The organism is Sodalis sp. dw_96 (assembly GCF_018449575.1).
In the GTDB taxonomy this organism is placed as follows: domain Bacteria; phylum Pseudomonadota; class Gammaproteobacteria; order Enterobacterales; family Enterobacteriaceae; genus Acerihabitans.
Window position 1 is genome coordinate 119,216 of sequence record NZ_JAAVUT010000007.1, and the last position, 23,072, is coordinate 142,287.

Consider the following 23,072-nt stretch of genomic DNA (forward strand, 5'->3'; position numbering starts at 1 on the left):
CACTCCCTACTGTGCGAAGCCGTCTGTATCTTTGATAAATAACGCCATCGACTCAAGATGTCCGCTATGGGGGAACATATCCAGCATAGCCACGCGCGCCAGGGTATAACCCGACGCCAACAACGCTTTGCCGTCCCGTGCAAGCGTCGTGGGGTTACAAGAAACATAGACAATGCGCCGGGGCGACCAACCCGCTATCAGCGGCATCACCACCGGCGCGCCGGCACGGGCCGGGTCCAATACTATTTTATCAAATTTCCGGCGGGCCCAGGGCTGTTTTGCCACCTCGCCTTCCAGATTTTCATGGAAAAACGTGATGTTGTTCATTAAATTCTGTTGTGCATTATATTGCCCATTCGCCACCAGCGCCGCAACCCCCTCGACGCCGATAGCCTGCCCGCAGCGCTTGGCCAGCGGCAGGGTAAAATTACCCATGCCGCAAAACAAATCCAACACGCTTTCCCCCGCCCGCGGCTCCAGCCACGCCATCGTCAGGGCAACCATTTTCCGGTTTACCTCGTCGTTGACCTGGATAAAATCCCGCGGACTGAACCGCAGGGATAAACCGTCGATATGGTAAACCGGCGGTTCGCCCCGCAAGCATTCCAGCGAGTCGCCGTCGGCGGCCAGCCACATCATGGCCTGATGACTCTCGGCGAACGCCGCCAACAAAAGCCGATCATCCTCGCCGAGAGCGTCCAGGTGACGCAATACCACCAGCGGCCCGTTATCCGCCAGCACCAGTTCTACATGCCCTAAACGTTTTACCGCCTTCAGCGTCTGCAAACAGCGTTTCAGCGGCGCCAGCAATTCCTCCAGGGCCGGTCGCAGTATAGGACAAGCCTGAATGTCCACGACCTCGCTGGATTTTGCCTGGCGATAGCCCATGGCCAGATGGCGGGATTTTTGCCGGTAATCCAGCGCCAGCCGGGCGCGACGGCGGTAACCGTAAGCGTCGCCCCCCAAAATGTCCACCGTCGGGATAGGGGCGCCGGTTTCCCGCGCCAGCAAATTCTTCAGGACCGCCGCCTTGCTTTGCTGCTGTAATGCCTGGGCGGCATGCTGCTGCTGGCAGCCGCCGCAGACGGTGAAGTGCGGACAACGCGGGACCACCCGCTGCGAACTGTCGTTAACGCGGCTGATGACCCGCGCCCGGCCAAACTGGCGTTTGTCCTCGGTCACGCGCACCTGGGCCTGTTCGCCGGGCAGCAGCCCGGGAATAAACAGGGTTTTCCCCTCATGGCGCGCCACGCCCTGGCCGAAGGCATCCAGATCGTGACAGGTAACGCTCAGGGTTTGCTGTGTCGCCACGCGACGGTTTGCAGAGTAGAATTGCGCCATAATTGTTGATAACGGGTTTTCCGGATAGCCGATTCGTCATTCTCCCATATTGGAACGCTATGACCAAATACAGCTTGCGCGCACGGATGATGATCTTGATCTTGGCACCGACTTTGTTAATCGGTTTGCTGCTGAGCGCTTTTTTTGTTGTGCACCGCTATAACGAATTGCAAAACCAGTTGGTGGACGCCGGAGCGAGCATTATCGAGCCGCTGGCGGTGTCCAGCGTCAACGGCATGGCATTGCATAACCGGGACGCCGTGCGCCATCTGATTAACCTGTTGCACCGCCACCATTCGGATATTGTGCGCTCCATCAGCGTATTCGACGCCAGTAATACCCTGTTCGTCACTTCGAACTATCGTCACAATCTCGGTCAGCTCCAGTTGCCGCCGGGGGCCACTTTACCCGGTGAACTGACCTTGACCAGGCAAGACGGCATGCTGGTGATGCGGGCGCCCATTGTCTCCGAGGAAGATCTGGTCAACAATGCCGACCTGGCCACAGGTCGGGCGTCTCCCCTGGGCTATATCGCCATCGAACTGGATTTGGATTCAGTGCGCCTGCAGCAGTACAAGGAAGCCTTTGTTTCCACCCTGTTACTGCTGCTGTGCCTGTGTATCGCCATGCTGTTCGCCTATCGCCTGATGCGGGATGTGACCGGCCCGATCCGCAATATGGTCAGTACCGTGGATCGCATCCGGCGCGGCCAGCTTGATAGCCGGGTGCAGGGCTATATGCTGGGGGAGCTGGATATGCTGAAAAACGGCATTAATTCCATGGCCATGTCCCTGGCGGCCTATCATGAAGAGATGCAGCAGAATATCGATCAGGCCACGTCGGATCTGCGGGAGACCTTGGAACAAATGGAAATCCAGAACGTCGAGCTGGATCTGGCCAAAAAACGCGCCCAGGAAGCGGTGCGCATCAAATCCGAGTTTTTGGCCAATATGTCCCATGAACTGCGCACACCGCTGAACGGGGTCATCGGCTTCACCCGGCAAACATTAAAAACGCCCTTGTCCCCCACCCAGCGTGATTATCTGCAAACCATTGAACGCTCCGGCAATAATTTACTCAGCATCATCAACGATGTGCTGGATTTTTCCAAGCTGGAGGCCGGCAAGCTTATCCTGGAAGCCATCCCGTTCGCCCTTAGGACTACCTTTGACGAGGTGGTGGTTCTGCTGGCGCAGACCGCCCATGAAAAAGGGCTGGAAATCACCCTTAACGTTCAGCGGGACGTACCGGATCAGGTCATCGGCGACCCGTTGCGTCTGCAACAGGTGGTAACCAATCTGTTGGGCAACGCCATTAAGTTCACTGAACGGGGCAATATCGATCTGCGTATCGAAAAACATGGGATGGATAACCGGCAAATTGAGCTGGAGGTACAGATACACGATACCGGCATCGGCATTTCCGAGCGGCAGCAGTCCCAATTATTCCAGGCGTTTCGCCAGGCGGATGCCAGCATAACCCGCCGGCACGGCGGCACGGGGTTGGGACTGGTCATCACCCAGAAGCTGATAAAGGAGATGGGCGGCGATATCGGTTTTCACAGCGAAATCAATCGCGGCTCATCGTTTTGGTTTCATATCCCCCTGCAGCTTAATAACCAGGGCCGTCCGGACTCGCTGGACTTTGAGCACCTGCGGGATAAGCGGCTGGCTTTTGTGGAGAGCAACCCCGCCGCCGCCCAGGCCACCCTGGACATGCTGAGCGCCACCCCCTTGCATATCAGTTTCAGCCCGACCTTGGCGCAGTTACCGGCGGGCCATTACGATGTTTTGCTGATCGGCAAACCGGTCGCCCAGCGCACGCCCTTGATTGACATCAAGCGTGAACTGGCGGAGGCGGCGCCCCTGGCGGACTGCATTATTCTGGCGCTGCCCAGCCAATCCATGGTGGAGGCGGAACAGATTAAACGTATGGGTGCCTACGCCTGCCTGGCAAAACCGGTATCCGCCAATCGCTTTTTGCCTTTGCTGTGGAAAGAACCCCGGCCGGCGGTGCCGCGGATAAAACCGCCTTCTCCGTCCCGTCTGTCCCTGCGGGTAATGGCGGTGGACGATAATCCGGCCAATCTCAAGCTTATCGGCGCCCTGCTGGAAGAGCAGGTGGAGCAGACGGTGTTGTGCGGCAGCGCCGCGGAGGCCCTGGCCTATGCCGGCCTGCATTCGCTGGATATCGTTCTGATGGATATACAGATGCCGGAAATCGACGGCCTACGGGCGGCGGAACTGCTGCGGAAGCTGCCGCTGCATGGGCATACCCCTGTCGTGGCGGTGACGGCGCATACGCTGGGCAATGAGCGGGAGGACCTTTTACAGGCCGGTATGGACGATTACCTCGCCAAGCCCATTGATGAGAGCATGTTGCAGCTGCTGCTGAGGCGTTATTCCCCTGTGCCCGTCCCTGAGCTTGCAGTCTCTGCCGACCAGGAGGCCGGACCGCAGCCGGATATTACCCTGGATTGGCAGTTGGCCCTTCGCCAGGCGGCAAATAAAACCGATCTCGCCCAGGATCTGTTGTCCATGCTGGTGGCTTTCCTGCCGGAAGTGAGACAGCGTGTGGAGGCGGTGATGGAGGGCGGGGAGGATAATGATATCTGCGCGTTAATCCATAAATTGCACGGCAGTTGCAGCTATAGCGGGGTTCCCCGTCTCAAGCAGCTTTGCGCCGCTATCGAACGGCAGCTGCGCAGCGGTATTCCGGCGGCCGAACTGGAGCCGGAATGGCTGGAAATGCTGGATGAAATCGAGAACGTTACGCTGGCGTCGGAGCCGTTTATCGCGGAGTGAGCACGGTCTCCCTTTAACACGTTTATTGCACGTCCGATTATCGCGGGCTTACCGCGCCATGAGGCACTCGGTCGGGCAGAAAAACCATGCCCGATTCGACCTTATTGGCACGGTCTCCCTTTAACACGTTTGTTGCACGTCCGATGATCGCGGGCTTACCGCGCCATGAGGCACTCGGTCGGGCAGAAAAACCATGCCCGATTCGACCTCATTGGCACGGTTTCCCTTTAACACGTTAATTGCACCTCCGATGATCGCGGGCTTACCGCGCCATGAGGCACTCGGTCGGGCAGAAAAACCATGCCCGATTCGACCTCATTGGCACGGTCTCCCTTTAACACGTTTATTGCACGTCCGATGATCGCGGGCTTACCGCGCCATGAGGCACTCGGTCGGGCAGAAAAATCACGCCCGCGTCGACCACATCGGTGCGCGCTCCCTTTAACACGTTCGGTTTGACCACGGTGATCCCGGGCCTGGATATTCAGGGGAACTGCATCGCCAATTTAATGGTGGCGGCAATATTCCGGGCGGTCAAACGTACGTTTTCCGCCGCGTTGTCCAGCGCTTGTTCCAGGGTGCAAATTTGGTAAAGCACGCTGAATACCGCATCCAGGCCGTGCTCATGCACCACCGCCACATCGGCGGTCAGGCTGCCGGCGATGCCGATTACCGGCTTGTTGTAACGCTTCGCCACCCGGGCCACGCCGATAGGTACCTTGCCGTGAATGGTCTGGCTGTCGATGCGGCCTTCACCGGTTATCACAAGCGTGGCGTCCCTGACCAGCGCATCCAGTCCCAAGGCTTCAGTAACGATTTCGATGCCCTGGCGCAGTTCAGCGCCGCAAAACGCCTGCAGTCCCGCCCCCATGCCGCCGGCAGCGCCGGCGCCGGGAATATGTTCGACGTCTTTATCCAGATCCCGTTTAATGATCCTGGCGTAATTCTTCAGTGACGCATCCAACAGTTTTATCATATCCGGCGTCGCCCCTTTTTGCGGGCCGAACACGGCGGTGGCGCCATCCTCGCCGGTCAGGGGGCTGGTGACATCGCAAGCCACCTCGAAACGGCAGTCCCGGATACGGGGGTCCAAGGCGCTGATATCGATGTGCGTCAGTTTGTCCAGCTCGCCGCCGCCATAGCCGATTTGTTTGCCTTTGGCATCCAGCAGCCCGCCCCCCAGCGCCTGTACCATACCGGCTCCGCCATCATTGGTGGCGCTGCCGCCGATACCGATAATGATGTGCTTGACGCCATGGTCCAGCGCGCACCGGATCAGTTCTCCGGTGCCGTACGAGGTGGTTAACAGCGGATTGCGATCGCAGGCGCGCACTAACTCCAGCCCGCTGGCGGCGGCCATTTCAATAAACGCACACTTTTTATCGCCGGACAGGCCGAAGAAACCGTCTACTTTCGCGCCCAGCGGTCCGGTAACCCGCACTTTTACAATCTCACCCCCGGTGGCCGCCACCATTGCTTCCACGGTTCCCTCGCCGCCGTCCGCCACCGGCAGTTTGACGTATTGGGCGTCGGGAAACACTTCGCGAAATCCCTTTTCAATCTGCGTTGCAACTTCCAACGCGGACAAGCTCTCTTTATAAGAATCCGGTGCGATTACTATTTTCATAGACTACCTGCGCCTGTTGAACTGGGGCCGACGAAATGACTCTTTCGCCGCCTGATGGGGCGCCTCGCGGCGCCCGACCAAATTACTGCCGTTTAACTTCAACCTTGGCGAGTTTTTCATAATAACAAGCCAACGCGCTATGATCCGCCGTACCGAGATCCTCCTGCTTCAACGCCTGCATCATCTCCATCACCGCCGCGGTCAAGGGCAATTGCGCGCCCACGCCGTGCGATGTGTCCAATGCGTTAGCCAAATCCTTGATATGCAGATCGATACGGAATCCCGGTTTGAAATTGCGGTTCAACACCATCGGCGCCTTGGCTTCCAGCACGGTGCTGCCGGCCAAACCGCCGCGAATGGCCTGGAAAACCTTTTCCGGATCAACGCCGGCTTTGGTGGCCAGTACCAGGGCTTCGGACATGGCGGCGATATTCAGCGCCACGATCACCTGATTCGCCAGCTTGGTGACGTTACCGGCGCCGATATCACCGGTGTGGACCACCGAACCCGCCATGGACTTCATCACGTCATAGTGGCTTTTGAAAACCGCTTCATCACCGCCCACCATCACCGACAGGGTACCGTCGATGGCTTTAGGTTCGCCGCCGCTCACCGGCGCATCCAGCATGGCGATATTTTTTTCCGCCAGCGCCGCGGCGATTTCCCGACTGGCCAAAGGCGCAATGGAACTCATGTCAATCAAGACGCCGCCGGCCTTGAATCCTTCAATGACTCCGTTTTCCCCCAGCACGACTTCTTTTACATGGGGAGAATTCGGCAGCATGGTGATGATAATGTCGCATTGTTCAGCGACGGCTTTCGGCGTGAGGGCCGAGCTGGCTCCGGCGGCGACTACTTCCGCCACCGCGTCGGTATTGCGATCCATTACCACTAAAGCATAGCCCGCTTTCAGCAGGTTTTTGCTCATGGGCTTACCCATAATGCCCAGGCCGATAAATCCGATTTTCATTAAAATTACCTCTTAATTCATTAAATAAGGTGGGGCGCGTCCGGCACGCCACGAGAAATTATTTTTTAAATTTGTCGAACAGCGCCTGCGTGCCGCCGCGGAAGACGCCCAAATCGCTGCCTACCGCCACAAAACGCGCACCCCATTCCAAATAACGACGGGCATCGGCTTCCGCCGGCGCCAGGATGCCGCTGGGTTTACCCAAAGCAGCCGCCCTTTCAAAAATATGGCGGATAACCCGCTGCACTTCAGGATGATTCGGTTGGCCGAGATAACCCAGCGCCGCCGATAAATCCCCCGGGCCGACAAAAATCCCGTCGACACCGTCAACCGCGGTAATAGCGTCGATATTGTCAACGCCTTCCTGGCTTTCGATTTGAACCAATACGGTGATGTTGTCGTTAATGGTGGAGAAATAGTCCGGTACGGTGCCGTAGTTGTTGTTGCGATGGGCAACCGACACGCCGCGGATGCCCGCCGGGGGATAACGGGTGGAAGACACGGCCCGCACCGCCTGTTCTTCGGTCTCAACGAACGGGATCAGGAAATTGTAAAAACCGATATCCAGCAGACGTTTGATAATCACCGGCTCATTGGTGGGGGGACGGACGACCGGCGCGCTGTGGCTGCCCTTCAGCGCCATCAATTGGGGGATAAAGGTCGTAATATCATTGGGCGCGTGTTCACCGTCCAGTACCAGCCAGTCGAATCCCGCCAGACCAAGAACTTCTGTCGTGATCGGATTCGCCAGCGCGCACCAACAGCCGATTTGGATGTCTCCCTGCAGCAGACTCTGACGAAAACGGTTTGGCAGTAGTGGATTGTTCATAATTTACCTCTTAGCAAAGAAACAAAATGTGCTCGGGCCACGCTGTTCCGGGCCCCCTTTTATCAGGACTTGATTAACACCAGACGTTTAATCTCGCCGACCACAACCAGGTAGCACAACATGGCCGCCAGGGCCGAACAGCCGACAAAAACCAATGCGGCGTTAAACGAATGCAACTCTTTAACCATATAACCGATTACCAGCGGCGTAACGATGGAAGCGACATTGCCGAAAACATTAAATACGCCGCCGCATAACCCGACGATCTCTTTCGGCGCGGTATCGGAAATCACCGGCCAGCCCAGGGCGCCGAATCCTTTACCGAAGAAAGCCAACGCCATCAACGCCACCACGATCACATTGTCGTTGGTGTAGTTGCACAAGATGACGCTGGTGGCCAACAGCATTCCCACCACGATGGGGATCTTGCGCGCCGCCGTCAGGCTAAAACCCCGGTTAAGCAGATAATCGGATACGACCCCGCCCAGCACGCCGCCGGCAAAACCGCACAACGCCGGGATGGAAGCCACCAGGCCGACTTTCAGTATGGACATGCCCTTATCCTGCACCAGATAAATCGGAAACCAGGTAAGGAAAAACCAGGTGATGCTGTTGATAAAATATTGGCCGAAGAACACACCCAGCATCATGCGATCGGTGAGCATCTGCTTGATATAATTCCACTTCGGACCGTCCCGGTTGGCGGAGCCGGGGGCGTCCATATCCACCACCGCGCCGCCGGCCGCCATATACTCCAGCTCGTCACGGGAAACGCCGGGATGCTTATTGGGGTTGTGAAGATATTTCACCCAGGCGATGGTCAGGATGAAACCAATCACACCCATCACGGTAAAGACATGCATCCAGCCCAGGGCATAGGTTAACCAGCCCAGCAGCGGCGAAAAGATCGCCAGGGAAAAGTACTGCGCAGAGTTAAAAATGGCTGAGGCGGTGCCGCGCTCTTTGGTGGGAAACCAGGCGGCGACGATGCGGGCGTTCGCGGGAAACGACGGCGCCTCGGCAAAACCCAGCATAAAACGCAGCACAAACAGTGTGAACGCGCCGTACGCCAGGGGGAACCAGCCGACAAACCCCTGCAATAGCGTAAACAGCGACCAGAAAAACAGGCTGTAGGTGTAGACACGTTTGGAACCAAACCGATCCAGCAGCCAGCCGCCCGGAATTTGCATCACCAGGTAGGCCCAGCCGAAAGCGGAAAATATCTCTCCCATCTGTCCGGGATCCAGTCCCAGATCCTTGGCAACGTTGCTGCCGGCGATGGAGAGTGTGGCCCGGTCGGCATAGTTAACCGCGGTGACCAGGAAAATAATCAATAAAATAACGTAACGGACGTGAGTTGTAGTTTTATGGGTAGCCAGAGGTGTAGTGCTCATAGAATACGCTCCAAGCAAGGGAGTCTATTTAAGAATGCAAAAATTACGGCATTAATATTTTTGCGCTACGCGTCTATACAGAAAGTTGATGTTTTTATCCCGATAATTATCTATTTGCTGCTTTTGCTGCATTGCCAAATCAAATTCCTTTCCTTTCATTACCAGAGCAATGCTAGTATAAAAACAGCAGCTTAAAATGACATTATGCATCTGCCCAATTATTTATCGTCAATACTCAATTTTTTTAGGCAAAGCCACGGGGTAACGCGTCTCATGTCACGTTATCACCAACCTGGGTATTTTCACGGCGGGAAAGGCGACTAGCATCACTATTTTTATGACATTAGCCCTATAATGAGCTCATATTCAGCTTAAGAATAGTTCGTTTGCACAATGCAAAACCCTACAAAAACCACTTATACTATCGTCACACCCATACTGTTATCGTTGATGGTCTTCTATTTCGAGCTTTCAAAACTCAAGTAGTATTTACGGAGACATTTATGTCATCAATTATCACCCACAATGTCGACAATGCATTGTATATAAAAGTTCATGATACCGATAATGTCGCTATTATCGTGAACAATAACGGTCTGGCGGCCGGCACGAAATTTCCTGATGGACTGGAGCTTGTCGAGCATATTCCCCAAGGACATAAAGTCGCATTACATGATATTGCCAAAGGCGGCAATATCGTTCGTTATGGCGAAGTCATCGGCTACGCCGTACGGGATATAAAACGGGGAAGCTGGATTGACGAGTCCCTGGTGGCGTTGCCTGAGGCGCCGCCCCTTGAGTCCCTGCCGCTGGCCACCAAAGTTCCGGCTCCGTTACCGCCGCTGGAAGGATATACCTTTGAAGGGTATCGTAATCCGGACGGCAGTGTCGGCACCAAAAACCTGCTTGGCATTACCACCAGCGTCCATTGTGTGGCGGGGGTGGTGGAGTTTGTGGTTAAACTGATCGAACGGGATCTGTTGCCTAAATATCCCAATGTGGACGGCGTGGTGGGCTTGAACCACCTGTACGGATGCGGGGTGGCCATCAATGCTCCCGCCGCTGTGGTGCCGATTCGTACCATTCATAATATCGCCCTGAATCCCAATTTTGGCGGCGAAATCATGATAGTCGGCCTGGGCTGTGAAAAGCTGCAGCCGGAACGTCTGCTGACCGGCACCGAGGATGAAATTCCCATTGCGGTTGAGAGTGCGGGCGTCAGCATTACGCGGTTGCAGGATGAAAAGCACGTCGGCTTTAAATCCATGGTGGACGATATCTTGCAGGTGGCGGAAGAGCATCTGCAACGGTTGAATGCCCGTAAGCGCGAGACCTGCCCCGCTTCCGATCTGGTGATCGGCATGCAGTGCGGCGGCAGCGATGCGTTTTCCGGCGTCACCGCCAACCCGGCGGTGGGCTTCGCCTCGGACCTGCTGGTGCGCTGCGGCGCCACGGTGATGTTTTCCGAAGTCACCGAAGTGCGCGATGCCATTCATCTGCTGACGCCGCGCGCCGCCGATGAACATGTAGGCCGCCGTCTGCTGGAGGAAATGGCCTGGTACGACAACTACCTGAGCAATGGTCAAACCGACCGCAGCGCCAACCCGTCCCCGGGCAATAAACGCGGCGGTCTGGCAAACGTGGTGGAAAAAGCCTTGGGCTCCATCGCCAAATCCGGTACCAGCGCCATTGTGGAAGTGCTGTCCCCCGGCCAGCGCCCCACCAAACGCGGATTGATTTTCGCCGCCACTCCTGCCAGCGACTTTATCTGCGGCACGCAGCAACTGGCGTCGGGCATTACCGTCCAGGTATTCACCACCGGCCGCGGCACCCCTTACGGTCTGGCGGCGATACCGGTGATTAAAATGGCTACCCGTAATGCCCTGGCGGATCGCTGGTACGATTTGATGGATATTAACGCCGGCACCATCGCCACCGGCGAAGCCACTATCGAAGATGTCGGCTGGCAGCTGTTCAATTTGATCTTGGACATCGCCAGCAACCGCAAAAAAACCTGGTCCGATCAGTGGGGCATCCATAACGCCCTGTCGGTATTCAACCCGGCGCCGGTGACCTGATATTTGGAAGACATGAAGGCCAGGATTTCCCGGCCTCAGACTGCTGACAAACGTACTCGGGGTCAATAAGGCGGGGCAGGCTGCCAGAAGAGTAAACCGTCCGCGCCAGGGATGGCGCGGATCGAGCCTACAGGGATGTATTCACGGCGTGTTTACGATCTGGCAGCCTGCCCCGACCGAACACTTTGTCAATAATCTCAGGCCAGGATATCCTGGCCTTTTTGTTTCTATGCCAGTGGCGTACTACCGCACCAGCGCAGGGCGTTTATTATCAAATGTCCAGTTGGGAATCAAATATTGCATGGCGACGGCATCGTCCCGCGCCCCCAGGCCGTGCTTGAGATAAAGCGCGTTGCCTTTCATTACCTGATCCCAATCCAGTTCAATGCCCAGTCCCGATTTTTCGGGTACCTTGACCTTTCCGCCGACAATTTGCAGCGGCTCTTTGGTGAGGCGCTGATCGCCTTCCTGCCAGATCCAATGGGTATCGATAGCGGTAATCTTTCCCGGCGCGGCGGCGGCGACATGGGTAAACATCGCCAGGGAGATATCAAAATGGTTATTGGAGTGTGAACCCCAGGTCAACCCCCACTCGTGACAGAGCTGAGCGACGCTGACCGATCCTTGCATGGTCCAGAAATGGGGATCCGCCAGGGGGATATCCACCGACTGTAGGGCCAGGGTATGCCCCATTTGCCGCCAATCGGTGGCAATCATGTTGGTGGCGGTGGGCAAGCCGGTGGCGCGACGGAACTCCGACATCACCTCCCGGCCGGAGAAGCCCTGCTCGGCGCCGCAGGGATCCTCGGCATAAGCCAGCACGCCGCGCAGCTGTTTGCCCAGGGTAATCGCCTCCGCCAGCGACCAGGCGCCATTGGGGTCAAGGGTGATACGCGCCTTGGGAAAACGTTCCGCCAGCGCGGTAACCGCCTCGGCTTCTTCGCTGCCGGCCAGCACGCCGCCCTTGAGCTTAAAATCGTTAAAACCATATTTCTCATAGGCGGCTTCCGCCAGGCGCACAATGGCGGCGGGAGTCATGGCGGATTCATGGCGCAGACGATACCAGTCACAGCGGTCATCCGGCTGGCTGCGATAGGCTAAATCCGTTCTTCCGCGATCGCCGATATAAAACAGATACCCCAGCATCTCAACTGCGTCCCGCTGCTGCCCTTCCCCCAGTAGCGCCGCCACCGGTACGCCGAGGAATTGGCCCAGCAAATCGAGCATCGCCGCCTCGATACCGGTCACCACATGGATAGTGGTACGCAAATCAAAGGTTTGCAACCCGCGGCCGGAGACATCGCGATCCGCATATAACAAACGCACGGCCCGCATGACATTTTTATATTCGCCGAGGGATTTCCCCACCACCAGGGCTGCGGACTCCTCAAGGGTGAGACGGATTTTCTCGCCGCCGGGTATTTCACCCACACCGGTGTGTCCGGCATTATCGGTGAGAATGACGATATTACGGGTAAAATACGGCCCATGGGCCCCGCTCAAATTCAATAACATACTGTCATGACCGGCAACCGGGATGACTTTCATGGTGGTAATAACCGGAGTCATAATCCTTCCTCTCCTGATACTGATACTGTAGGCGTAAGTGATAACAAGTCGGCATCGACTATAACGTCACTGACGGGTCCGGACACTATGCAAATGCCTAAGCCGCAATCGTTTATCTCGTCAAAATCCAACATCCTGAACCTCTGTTATGAATGTATTCACCCTTCAGCCAACATAGTGAACCAGCCGGCTTTTTGCCCTGAACAAATGTCAACCGCCTTTTTTTGGTGAAGATTTACTCTATTTTCACCATTGCGAACATGATCACAAAACACCGCTTCAAGGTGACAGCGATCACACGGCGCTGTTCCATCGCCTTAAAGCCCACCGGTTTGATAGCACTCATTCAGTCAAAAGCACAATGTGCGCCAGGCTAACTCAATTTATACTCAGCCACTGGTTACCCGTTTTTTGATAGCCGCATCCTTTTACTTACTCTACAGACGTTAAGCTCGAAAAATCGCCGGATGCTGACAGATAATAATCACCTATACCCCACAGGGGAGAGGAATCATGGCTGAAAACTCGATTTCCGTTGCCACCCATAAAACCCATTCCAGGTTTTGGATACTGGCAATTTTATTTATTATCAGTACCGTTAACTATGCGGACCGTTCAACCCTGTCCATTGCCGGCCCTCATGTTGCCAGCGATCTTGGTCTGGATCCGCTGCAGATGGGTTATGTATTTTCCGCTTTCGGCTGGGCTTATACGTTGGCGCAGCTGCCGGGCGGCTGGCTTCTGGATAGATTCGGTTCTAAAATCGTATATGGTAGCGCTATCATGATCTGGTCGGTGTTTACTTTCGCCCAAGGATTTGTGCATTTTTTCGCCACTGCGGCATTGATGCTATTCATTTTACGCTTTATGGTGGGATTTGCCGAGGCCCCGGTGATGCCCGCCAACAGCCGGATTGTTTCGGCCTGGTTTCCGGTCAGGGAGCGCGGCACCGCCTCGGCGATTTTTAATATCTCCCAGTACGCGGCCCTGGTGATCTTTAACCCGCTGCTGGGGTGGATAACCCAGGAAGTCAGTTGGGAATACGTTTTTATCGTGATGGGGCTGGTGGGCGCCGTGCTTGGCCTGGTGTGGTTCAAAACCATGTATAGCCCGTTGAATCATCCCCGGGTCAGTAAAGAGGAAGTGGATTATATTCGGGCCGGCGGCGGTCTGGTGGATATGGATGACGACCCGGTGTTGCTTAAGAAAAGCGCCGGTCCGCAGATGGGCTACGTCATACAATTGTTGTCAAGCCGGATGCTGCTGGGTATCTATCTGGCCAATTACTGCGTTAATGCCATAACCTGGTTTTTTCTCTCCTGGTTCCCGATATATCTGGTGAAAGGCCGCGGAATGTCCATTCTGGATGCGGGTTTCGTGGCGGCCTTGCCGGCGATTTGCGGCTGTATCGGCGGCGTGCTGGGGGGCGTATTTTCCGATTATCTGCTCAACAAAGGGTATTCGCTGTCGGTGGCGCGCAAGACCCCGATCATACTGGGTATGTTGATGTGTACCAGTATGGTTATCTGTAATTACACCACATCCGATGTGGTGGTGGTGGCGGCCATGTCCCTGGCGTTCTTTGGTAAGGGCATCGGTGCGCTGGGCTGGACAGTGAATGCCGATACCGCGCCGAAAGAAATCGTCGGTCTCAGCGGCGGCGTGCTGAATCTGGTCACTCAGATCGGGGCGATTACGACGCCCATTGTTATCGGATATATTTTGAACAAAACCGGTTCCTTTGACGGTGCGTTGCTTTATGTGGCTGGCAACGGTCTGGTGGTGATTTTTTGTTATCTGTTTATCGTCGGGAAAATTCAGCGCCTGGTGCTGAAACCCCTGTCGGTATAACGGTTTTTTGCTCTGGCCGTCAAACGGGCGGCCGAGAATACGAGGAATGATGAATGGATAAGTCTGATTTTTCCGGCGCGCCGACAGTGACCGATATGAAAGTGATTCCCGTGGCCGGCCATGACAGCATGCTGATGAATATCGGCGGCGCCCACGGTGCCTTTTTCACCCGCAATATCGTTATCCTGACCGATAATGCCGGGCATACCGGCGTTGGCGAGGCACCCGGCGGCGAAGTCATTTTGAATACTCTGCTGGACGCCAGGCAGCGGGTGGTCGGACAGAAGCTCGCCACCCTGAACCGCATCGTCTATGACGTGCATAAAGGCCATATCGGCCAGGATTTCGACTCTTTCGCCCAGGGCGCCTGGACCTTTGAGCTGCGGGTTAACGCCGTGGCGGCGCTGGAGGCCGCGCTGCTGGATTTGATGGGTCAGCATCTGGGTGTGCCGGTGGCCGAGCTGCTTGGCCCGGGCAAGCAGCGCGACAGCGTGCCGGTGCTGGGTTATCTGTTTTACGTCGGTGACAGAAAGCGTACCGACCTGCCCTACGAAGCCGGCCCGCAACAGGCATCCCATGACTGGTACCGTTTGCGCCGTGAGGAGGCCATGACCTCCGAGGCCATTGTGCGCCAGGCCGAGGCCGCGCAGGATCGTTATGGTTTTAAAGATTTCAAGCTGAAAGGCGGCGTGCTGGCGGGTGAACAGGAGATTGAAACGGTCACCGCATTGGCCAAGCGTTTTCCCGACGCCCGCATAACCATTGATCCCAACGGCGCCTGGTCGCTGCGGGAGGCCATCGGTCTGTGCAAAAACATGCGGGGTATTCTGGCCTATGCCGAGGATCCCTGCGGTGCGGAACAGGGCTTCTCCGGCCGGGAGGTGATGGCGGAATTCAAGCGCGCCACCGGTTTGCCGGTGGCCACCAATATGATCGCCACCAACTGGCGTGAGCTAAACCATGCGGTGCAGCTCAATTCCATCGATATTCCCCTGGCCGACCCACACTTCTGGACATTGCAGGGGGCTATTCGCGTGGCGCAGTTATGTGATGAGTGGGGTTTGACCTGGGGCTGCCATTCCAATAATCATTTTGATATTTCCCTGGCGATGTTTATCCATGTGGGCGCCGCCGCGCCGGGTAAACCCACGGCGCTGGATACCCACTGGATTTGGCAGGAGGGCCAGCATCTCACCAAAGAGCCGCTGCAAATTGTCAACGGGGCGGTGGCGCTCGGCGATAAGCCGGGATTGGGCGTCGAGATCGATATGGCGTTAATCGAGAAGCAGCATGAGCTGTATAAGCGGATGCCTTCCGGCGCCCGAAATGACGCGGCGGCCATGCAGTATCTGATTCCGGGCTGGACATTCGATAAGAAAAGGCCGGCGCTGGTGCGGTAGCATGAGCATGGTCACCCTTAAACACGTAGGGTTCAATTTCGGTGATAGCGGGCCTACCATGCTGTGGGGCGCTCGGTCGGGCAGAAAAACCATGCCCGATTCGACCCCATCAGCATGGTCTCCCTTTAACACGTCCTTTGCACGTTCGACGATTGCGGGCCTGACATGCCTTTCATCCGATTCTCAGGCCTCATCATCCAGCTGCAATGCGACATAGAGCAGCAGGCGATCGTCGAAATTGGCCAGATCCAGGCCGGTCATTTCCGAAATCCGATTCAAGCGGTACTCCAGAGTATTACGGTGGATGAACAACGCCTTCGACGTGGGGGTCGGCTGTACATTGTGGCGAAACCAGGCAATCAGCGTGCGGCGCAACAGGCCGTTATTGTCCATCGCCTTTAGCTTGGCCAGCGGACGCACCAGTTCACTGGCCTGCCAGCCGCCGCGCAGGCTATCCAGCAGTACCGGCAGCATCAGGTCCGGATAAAAATAGCAGCGCTGATCCGGCAGCCGCTGTTTGCCCACCGCCATGGTGGTGCGGGCGGTACGCCAGGAGCGCGCGATACCGCCAGCACCGGGGAAATAGTTGCCCAGCGCGATACGCACCCGCAGGCGGCTGCTTTCCGTCATGCGGGAAAACAGGGTGTCGACCCGGCGGCGATGCTCTTCCGCATCCCAGCGCCCATGGCCGTTCAGGGCCGGTTTCAGCACCACCATTTCGGTGAGGGAGACGATGGCTATCAGGTTATCCCGCTCCGGCGTGGTCAAGAGGGTTTGCAACTGTTGCAGCTCCGCCATGGCGCTGTCCACACCGAATTGGCCGCTGTCCACTTCCACCACCGCCGCAACCCGCGGCTGGTTGATATCGATCCCCAACCGCTGCGCCCATTCGATTAACGCCGGCGTCACCTCTTCGGCGCGGATCAGGTTCAGCACCAGTTCTTCCCGCAGCCGGCTGTCCTGCGCCAGCATATGCAGCAACCGGGCCTGTTCCAGCATCATTTCCGCCGTCATACACACCAGTTCACCGTACTGGCGCAGCTGGCTGGGATTGCCGGTCAAGCCGATAACGCCCACGATATTGCCGTCGATTTTCAGCGGCAGATTAATCCCCGGGCGAACGCCGTGCAGATGCCGCGCCACGCCGTCGTCGATGTCTACCACACGAGCCTGGGACAAGGCCAGCAGCGCGCCTTCGTGCAATTCGCCGACACGGTCTTCGTCGCCGCTGCCGATTATGCGGCCCCTAGCGTCCATAACATTGATATTGCTGTCGATGATCTGCATGGTCCTTGCCACAATTTCTTGCGCCAATCTCGCATCGAGATGATATGTAGCCATCCTGTTCATGCCCCTCATTAAGCCCTTTGCACTAGCATACCCATTGATAAGGCGACATTCATTGTGCAAATGCATAAAGAGCAGCTTTACCCGCTTAATTTGTGCTGGATATCACATTCCAGGTAAAAAAACAGCGCCCGGAGGCGCTATGAGCTTGTTGACAAAGTGCCCGGCCGAGCCAGGCTGCTAGAACGTAAATACGCCGTAAATCCATCCATGGAGGCTCGATCCGCGCCATCCCTGGCGCGGACGGTTTACTATTCTAGCAGCCTGTCCCGTCTCATAGACTCCAAATACGTTTGTCATTAGTCTGACAGCGCCATATGGCGCTGTGATCTTATTGCGCCAGCAGATAGATAGTGGTATCGCCGCGCTGGATGTTCAGGGCCAGCACCGAGGGTTTGGTGTCGAGAATCTTGCGCAAATCCCCCATGTTCTGCACCGGCTGCTGGTTGACGCCCAGAATGATATCGCCTTTTTTCAGGCCGATACGCGCCGCGGTGCTGCCGGGCTTGACGTTATCCACTTTCACCCCTTTCACATCGCCGGTTTGGACATTGCTCAATTCCGCGCCTTCGATACCGGTGAAGATGTTTGAGGAATCCAGCTGCGGCTGGCTGCTCTGTTCCAGGGTAACCACCACCGTCACCGGTTTGCCGTCACGCAGCAAGCCCAGAGAGACCTTGGTGCCCACCGGCATGGAGCTGACATCGGCCCGGAAAGCGGCAAAGCTGCTGATGGCCTTGCCGTTCATGGTGACAATGACGTCCCCGGCTTTCACCCCGGCCTTGTCCGCAGCCGATTTCGGCAGTACCTGGCTGACAAATGCACCGCGTTGAGCGTCCACTTTCATAGCTTTCGCCAGTTCGGAATTCAACTCGGTGCCCATGATGCCCACTTCGCCACGCCTGACCTGACCGTATTCCACCATCTGCGCGGTGAGGTTCTTCACCATATTGCTCGGGATGGCGAAACCGATGCCGATATTGCCGCCGTCCGGCGCCAATATGGCGGTGTTGATACCGATCAGTTCACCGTTCAGATTAACCAGCGCGCCGCCGGAATTACCGCGGTTAATCGCCGCATCGGTCTGGATGAAGTTTTCATAATTCTCGATATTCAGGCCGCTGCGTCCCAGGGCGGAAACAATCCCGGAGGTGGCGGTTTCCCCCAGGCCGTAAGGGTTTCCGATGGCGACGGTATAGTCCCCTACCCGCAGTTGATCCGAATCGGCCATTTTGATGGCGGTCAGATTTTTAAAATCGATAAGCTGCACCAGGGCCAAATCCGAACGGGGATCCCTGCCGATGATCTTGGCGTCGAATTTGCGGCCGTCATACAGCTGGACCTGAATTTTAGTGGCATCGTTCACCACATGATTGTTGGTGACCACATAGCCTTTTTCCGCATTGATGATCACGCCCGCGCCCAAGGCCATGAATTTCTCCCTGGCCGGCGGGGTATTATTATCGCCGCCACCACCGTTGCCCTGGCACAAAGGCGAACCCTGAAAAGGTGAGCCATCCTGGCACAGCGGGGAGTCCTGGCCGAAAAATTGCTGGAATTGTTGCGGCACCCGCGACGAATTCACCGCCGTGCTGCCTTCCACGCTAATGCTAACAACTGAAGGCATTACCTTTTCCAGCATCGGAGCCAGACTCGGCAGTTGCTGGTTGGTCGAGGCGGTTTCCGCCGCAAAAGCGGAAACGGAGTTTAGCGCCAGCCCTAAACTTAACGCCATTGCACTTAGGACCAAATTCATTCTTTTCATTTAACGTTGTCTCGACTTTTAGTATTAGTAGTACCAGATAATGATTCGAACCGACAGCTGTGGTCATTATGTGAGAGTAATGAAATAACACGAAGTTCAGCAGACTAAAAAACGCAATGGTAAATAATTATTGGCCGGCTTTACAAAACTCGGCACTGCTGGCCGGCTCACTCCGCCGCCATTAATCGACGATATTCATCCCACGCATAAAGGTCAGTCATACCACTAATATAGTCCTGGATTAGCCGCGCCCGATAATAAAATTCCATCATCGATTGCTGCCGTTGCGGATACTGGTTTAATTGAGCAACCGCCTCACCATATGCCAGGCGATGTTTAGTGGATAATTTGTGGAACAGCCGGGTGGGAATCATATAATCACGATGGTAATCCATGGCCGCGAGGTCGGTGAAAGCCTGGCGCGGCATCTCAAGCAGGGGGTTGTAGATTTCCAGCAAACCGCTGATAACCCGATACCCTTGCAGTTCAAGCTGCTCAACCTCCGGATGGTTAAAGACATGTTTAAACGCCACCCCTTTGAATATTTTAAGCAGCCGATAGGCCGGGCTTGAGTCCTCCAATAATCCCTGATTAAAGGATCCGTCAAATATTGTCGCCAGATTGTCAAGAAAACGCTGTGCCGCATGGGGCACCAGACTGGCAACGGTATTTACCCGTAAATACATAAAAAACTGATCGCCGCTGCGTAACCCTTGATTACGCATTATCTTTTCGAAAGCCTGCCCAATCACCTGCTGGAATAGATCGCCTTTTTTTACCTCGCCCCATTCCTGTAAGAGATGGTTATATAATTGCTCTACGGTAAATATCTTTTTTTCCACCGCATCTTCCAAATCGGCAATGCAATAGGAAATATCGTCGGCGGCTTCCATAATATAGGTTAGCGGAAACCGATGGTGCTCACCTAACGCCAATTGATCGCGCAATGTGTTGATATAGGCTTCTTCCGCCAGATAATAGCCCGGTTTTTTCATCAGATAGCTGAATTCGGCCGGTACCGGCCCCTGCCAGTAGGCCGGGCGGGTATATTTCAGGACGCAGCCCACCTGGGCATAGGTCAGGTTGAGTTTAAGCAGGCTGTGCACCATGCGGATAGCCTGGGCATTGCCTTCAAAATGGCACAGATCGAGGCGGATTCGCGCTCGCAAAGCGTTGTCGTCGGTTTCGCCGGCACGCAGGCGCAGAATCTCCACCTGGCAGCGATCGTTGCCCTGAACTTCGTTGCCCAAACCGGCGATATCCAGACGACGGCCGAACCAGTCGTTAATCGCCGCCTCGCCAAAATGGCCGAACGGCGGGTTACCGATGTCGTGCATCAGGCAAGCCATCTCAACGATGCTTTCACAAGGGGCTTCGAGCTGCGACAGCCCCAGTTCCTCAATGCGCCGTTCGCTCTTGAGCTGATGGAAAATCTCTTTGACGATATGCCGACCCACCTGCTGAACTTCCAGGGAATGGGTCAGCCGCGACCTTACCGCCGCATTGCGTTCAAGGGGAAAGACCTGGGTTTTCTGCTGCAGGCGGCGAATGGCGGCGGAATTGATGATGCGTCCGCGATCGCTTTCAAACTGGCGGATGACGGCATATTCGTCCTCGGCGACGATGGGTTGACCGGAAGGGCGCTGAAAACTCAGTTTCTTGCGAAAGTCGATTGCGGACATCATGTTCCCCGATTCTGTTCCTGAGCTACCGTGATACCCATAGCAGAGGTTAAATGCAACCACGGCGGCAATTATTTCCCGCCCCCGGACATGATAGAATGCCGGAACTTACCCCTGGGGTAAATTATCATCCATGTTGGATATCAGAAATTTTTTAACAGTAAGGGCAATGAAATGAGAGTTGGCATTATCGGCGCGATGGAACAGGAAGTCGCCTTGCTGCGTGACCTGATTGAGGATCGGACCACCTGGCAAAAAGCGGGATGTGAAATCTACAGCGGCCGGCTGCATGGCGTCGAAGTGGTGCTGTTGAAATCCGGTATCGGCAAAGTCTCCGCCGCCCTGGGCACCACTCTGCTGTTGGATCATTACCAGCCCGACTTCGTCATCAACACCGGCTCCGCCGGCGGTTTGGCCAGCTCCCTGCAGGTAGGGGACATCGTGGTGTCCACAGAGGTTCGTTATCATGACGTGGACGTCACCGCCTTCGGCTACGAGCCGGGACAAATGGCCCAATCCCCTGCGGCATTTCCCGCCGATGCCTCGCTGGTGGCCCTGGCGGAAAAGTGCATCACCCGGCTGGACCTGCGGGCGGTACGCGGCCTGGTGGTGAGCGGCGATGCGTTTATCAACGGCGCGCAGCCCCTTAGCCGCATCCGCACCCTCTTCCCTCAGGCTATCGCGGTGGAAATGGAAGCCACGGCCATTGCCCATGTCTGCCATCAGTTCGTGGTGCCCTTTGTTGTGGTGCGGGCCATTTCCGATGTGGCGGACCGGGCTTCCCATCTCAGCTTCGACGAGTTTTTGGCGGTGGCGGCAAAACAGTCCAGCCGTCTGGTCGACACTATGGTAGGCGCCCTGGCCGGGCGAGGGTAATGTTATTGATGCCCCGGCACGCCGGATACCTGCTGCTGCTGTTACTCCTCGCGCCCTCGGTTTGGGCGGCGCACCGGGTGATAAGCCTGGCCCCTCATACCACCGAATTGGCCTATGCGGCCGGGATGGGCAGCGTGCTGGTGGCGGCCAGCGCCTGGTCGGACTACCCGCCGGAGGCCAAAAAGCTCGAGCAGGTCGCCTCCTGGCAAGGCATCAATCTTGAGCGGATTCTTGCGTTGAAACCGGATCTGATCCTGGCCTGGCGCGGGGGAAATCCGCAGCGGCAGTTGGATCAGCTCGCCGCATTCGGAATCCCGATCATTTATATCGATCCGCTCACAGTGGAGGACATCGCCAAATCCCTGGACCAACTGGCCGGCTATAGCCCCCACCCGGAACAGGCCCATCGGGCGGCGCGGACCCTCCGCCAACAGGCGGCGGATTTGAAAAAACGCTATGCCGCCAACAGGACGATCCGGGTGTTTATGCAGTTCGGCAATCAGCCTTTGTTTACCGCCGGCAAGCAGACATTGCAGAACCAGATCCTCGGTTTATGCAACGCACGTAATATTTTCGACGACAGCCCGGTGCCCTGGCCGCAGGTCAGCCGCGAACAGGTGCTTATCCGTAAACCGCAGGCCATCGTGACCACCGGCGACGATGGGCGCATTCCCCTGGTTAAGGCCTTTTGGCAACCGCAATTGAAGGTGCCGGTTATCGCCCTCAACGAGGATTGGTTCAATCGCAGCGGGCCGCGCATCATGCTGGCGGCGGAGCAGCTTTGCCGGACATTGGCGGCACGCGATCCCCAGGGTCAGGAGACTACCCTGGCCGCGAAAGTTTCAGGTGTACATTGATGTTGGGTATTTTGGATATTCTGGGCACGGCGGTTTTTGCCATTTCTGGCGTCCTGCTGGCGGGAAAGCTGCGTATGGATCCCTTCGGCGTACTGGTGCTGGGGGTGGTAACGGCCATCGGCGGCGGCACCATCCGGGATATGGCCCTGAACAACGGCCCGGTATTCTGGGTGAAGGATCCCACCGATCTGGTGGTGGCGATGGTGACCTGTTTTGTCACCATCATGGTGGTAAGGCAACCCCGTCATCTACCGGCCTGGATCCTGCCGGTGCTGGATGCCATCGGGCTGGCGGTCTTTGTCGGCATCGGCGTGAATAAAGCCTTTGCCGGCGGCACCGGCCCGCTGGTGGCGGTGTGCATGGGAGTTATCACCGGGGTCGGCGGCGGCATACTGCGCGACGTGCTGGCGCGGGAAATCCCGATGATCCTGCGTACCGAAATTTACGCCACCGCCTGTATCGCCGGCGGCATTGTCCACGCTACCGCTTTTCATACTTTTCAGATGGATGCGCAGCACGCGTCGGTCCTGGGCATGGCCGTTACCCTGATAATCAGGCTGGCGGCGATCCGCTGGCATTTAAAGCTGCCGACCTTTGAACTGGATAAATGACTTCGGGAGGTCAATGCGTTTGAATGATGACGCGTCCGGGGCAAGGATCGTATGTTCGAAGGAGGATTCGA

The 23,072-nt window shown here is 56.4% G+C and carries 16 protein-coding genes; 7 read left to right on the forward strand and 9 right to left on the reverse strand.

The features are described from left to right. Nucleotides 1-6: 6 nt before the first annotated feature. Nucleotides 7-1,341 carry a 23S rRNA (uracil(1939)-C(5))-methyltransferase RlmD gene (gene rlmD / locus HB631_RS12875; RefSeq protein ID WP_213991561.1) on the reverse strand — a complete coding sequence of 445 codons (1,335 nt, stop codon included), beginning with the start codon at nucleotides 1,339-1,341 and terminating at the stop codon, nucleotides 7-9. A 59-nt stretch (nucleotides 1,342-1,400) separates the two neighbouring features. Between rlmD and barA the strand changes: the two genes are divergently transcribed. Then, entirely contained in the window at nucleotides 1,401-4,145 is a 2,745-nt protein-coding gene (barA, locus tag HB631_RS12880) for a two-component sensor histidine kinase BarA (RefSeq protein ID WP_213991562.1), read from the forward strand. Nucleotides 4,146-4,629: 484 nt separating this feature from the next. Here barA and HB631_RS12885 read toward each other — a convergent pair whose 3' ends face one another. From HB631_RS12885 to HB631_RS12900, 4 genes are all read right to left on the reverse strand, one after another. Further along, nucleotides 4,630-5,772: a glycerate kinase gene (locus HB631_RS12885; RefSeq protein ID WP_213991563.1), complete on the reverse strand. Its 1,143-nt coding sequence runs from the start codon at nucleotides 5,770-5,772 to the stop codon at nucleotides 4,630-4,632. 82 nt (nucleotides 5,773-5,854) lie between these two features. Then, the gene (gene garR / locus HB631_RS12890) at nucleotides 5,855-6,742 is read right to left on the reverse strand and encodes a 2-hydroxy-3-oxopropionate reductase (RefSeq protein WP_213991564.1); all 888 of its coding nucleotides are present in this window, start codon (nucleotides 6,740-6,742) and stop codon (nucleotides 5,855-5,857) included. A 58-nt stretch (nucleotides 6,743-6,800) separates the two neighbouring features. Next, complete coding sequence (gene garL / locus HB631_RS12895; RefSeq protein ID WP_213991565.1) at nucleotides 6,801-7,571, reverse strand: 2-dehydro-3-deoxyglucarate aldolase; 771 nt, start codon at nucleotides 7,569-7,571, stop codon at nucleotides 6,801-6,803. A 62-nt stretch (nucleotides 7,572-7,633) separates the two neighbouring features. After that, complete coding sequence (locus HB631_RS12900) at nucleotides 7,634-8,965, reverse strand: MFS transporter (RefSeq protein WP_213991566.1); 1,332 nt, start codon at nucleotides 8,963-8,965, stop codon at nucleotides 7,634-7,636. A 503-nt stretch (nucleotides 8,966-9,468) separates the two neighbouring features. On the opposite strand from HB631_RS12900, the gene garD reads away from it, so the two are divergent. After that, nucleotides 9,469-11,043: a galactarate dehydratase gene (gene garD, locus HB631_RS12905; protein WP_213991567.1), complete on the forward strand. Its 1,575-nt coding sequence runs from the start codon at nucleotides 9,469-9,471 to the stop codon at nucleotides 11,041-11,043. A 243-nt stretch (nucleotides 11,044-11,286) separates the two neighbouring features. Here the strand turns inward: garD and gudD are convergent, their stop codons facing one another. Beyond that, entirely contained in the window at nucleotides 11,287-12,612 is a 1,326-nt protein-coding gene (gene gudD, locus HB631_RS12910; protein WP_213991568.1) for a glucarate dehydratase, read from the reverse strand. Between the two features lie 513 nt (nucleotides 12,613-13,125). Between gudD and HB631_RS12915 the strand changes: the two genes are divergently transcribed. Together HB631_RS12915 and HB631_RS12920 are read left to right on the forward strand one after the other, a co-directional pair. Continuing rightward, nucleotides 13,126-14,463, forward strand: coding sequence for an MFS transporter (locus HB631_RS12915; RefSeq protein ID WP_213991569.1), 1,338 nt, complete (start codon nucleotides 13,126-13,128; stop codon nucleotides 14,461-14,463). A 53-nt stretch (nucleotides 14,464-14,516) separates the two neighbouring features. Beyond that, the gene (locus HB631_RS12920) at nucleotides 14,517-15,863 is read left to right on the forward strand and encodes an enolase C-terminal domain-like protein (RefSeq protein WP_213991570.1); all 1,347 of its coding nucleotides are present in this window, start codon (nucleotides 14,517-14,519) and stop codon (nucleotides 15,861-15,863) included. A gap of 183 nt (nucleotides 15,864-16,046) precedes the next feature. Here the strand turns inward: HB631_RS12920 and HB631_RS12925 are convergent, their stop codons facing one another. The 3 genes from HB631_RS12925 to dgt form a co-directional block, all read right to left on the reverse strand. Next, entirely contained in the window at nucleotides 16,047-17,204 is a 1,158-nt protein-coding gene (locus HB631_RS12925) for a CdaR family transcriptional regulator (protein WP_213991571.1), read from the reverse strand. Between the two features lie 337 nt (nucleotides 17,205-17,541). Next, on the reverse strand, nucleotides 17,542-18,975 hold the full coding sequence (gene degP / locus HB631_RS12930; RefSeq protein WP_213991572.1) for a serine endoprotease DegP: 1,434 nt from the start codon (nucleotides 18,973-18,975) through the stop codon (nucleotides 17,542-17,544). Between the two features lie 167 nt (nucleotides 18,976-19,142). Beyond that, on the reverse strand, nucleotides 19,143-20,657 hold the full coding sequence (gene dgt / locus HB631_RS12935) for a dGTPase (RefSeq protein WP_213991664.1): 1,515 nt from the start codon (nucleotides 20,655-20,657) through the stop codon (nucleotides 19,143-19,145). A gap of 174 nt (nucleotides 20,658-20,831) precedes the next feature. On the opposite strand from dgt, the gene mtnN reads away from it, so the two are divergent. From mtnN to HB631_RS12950, 3 genes are read left to right on the forward strand one after another with little or no spacing between them, the layout of a single operon-like run. After that, nucleotides 20,832-21,533: a 5'-methylthioadenosine/S-adenosylhomocysteine nucleosidase gene (gene mtnN, locus HB631_RS12940; RefSeq protein WP_213991573.1), complete on the forward strand. Its 702-nt coding sequence runs from the start codon at nucleotides 20,832-20,834 to the stop codon at nucleotides 21,531-21,533. Between the two features lie 8 nt (nucleotides 21,534-21,541). After that, entirely contained in the window at nucleotides 21,542-22,390 is an 849-nt protein-coding gene (gene btuF, locus HB631_RS12945; RefSeq protein ID WP_213991665.1) for a vitamin B12 ABC transporter substrate-binding protein BtuF, read from the forward strand. Then, nucleotides 22,387-23,001, forward strand: a complete 615-nt coding sequence (locus HB631_RS12950; protein ID WP_213991574.1) for a TRIC cation channel family protein — start codon at nucleotides 22,387-22,389, stop codon at nucleotides 22,999-23,001. The genes btuF and HB631_RS12950 overlap by 4 nt, the downstream gene beginning before the upstream one ends. The last annotated feature ends 71 nt before the right edge of the window (nucleotides 23,002-23,072 follow it).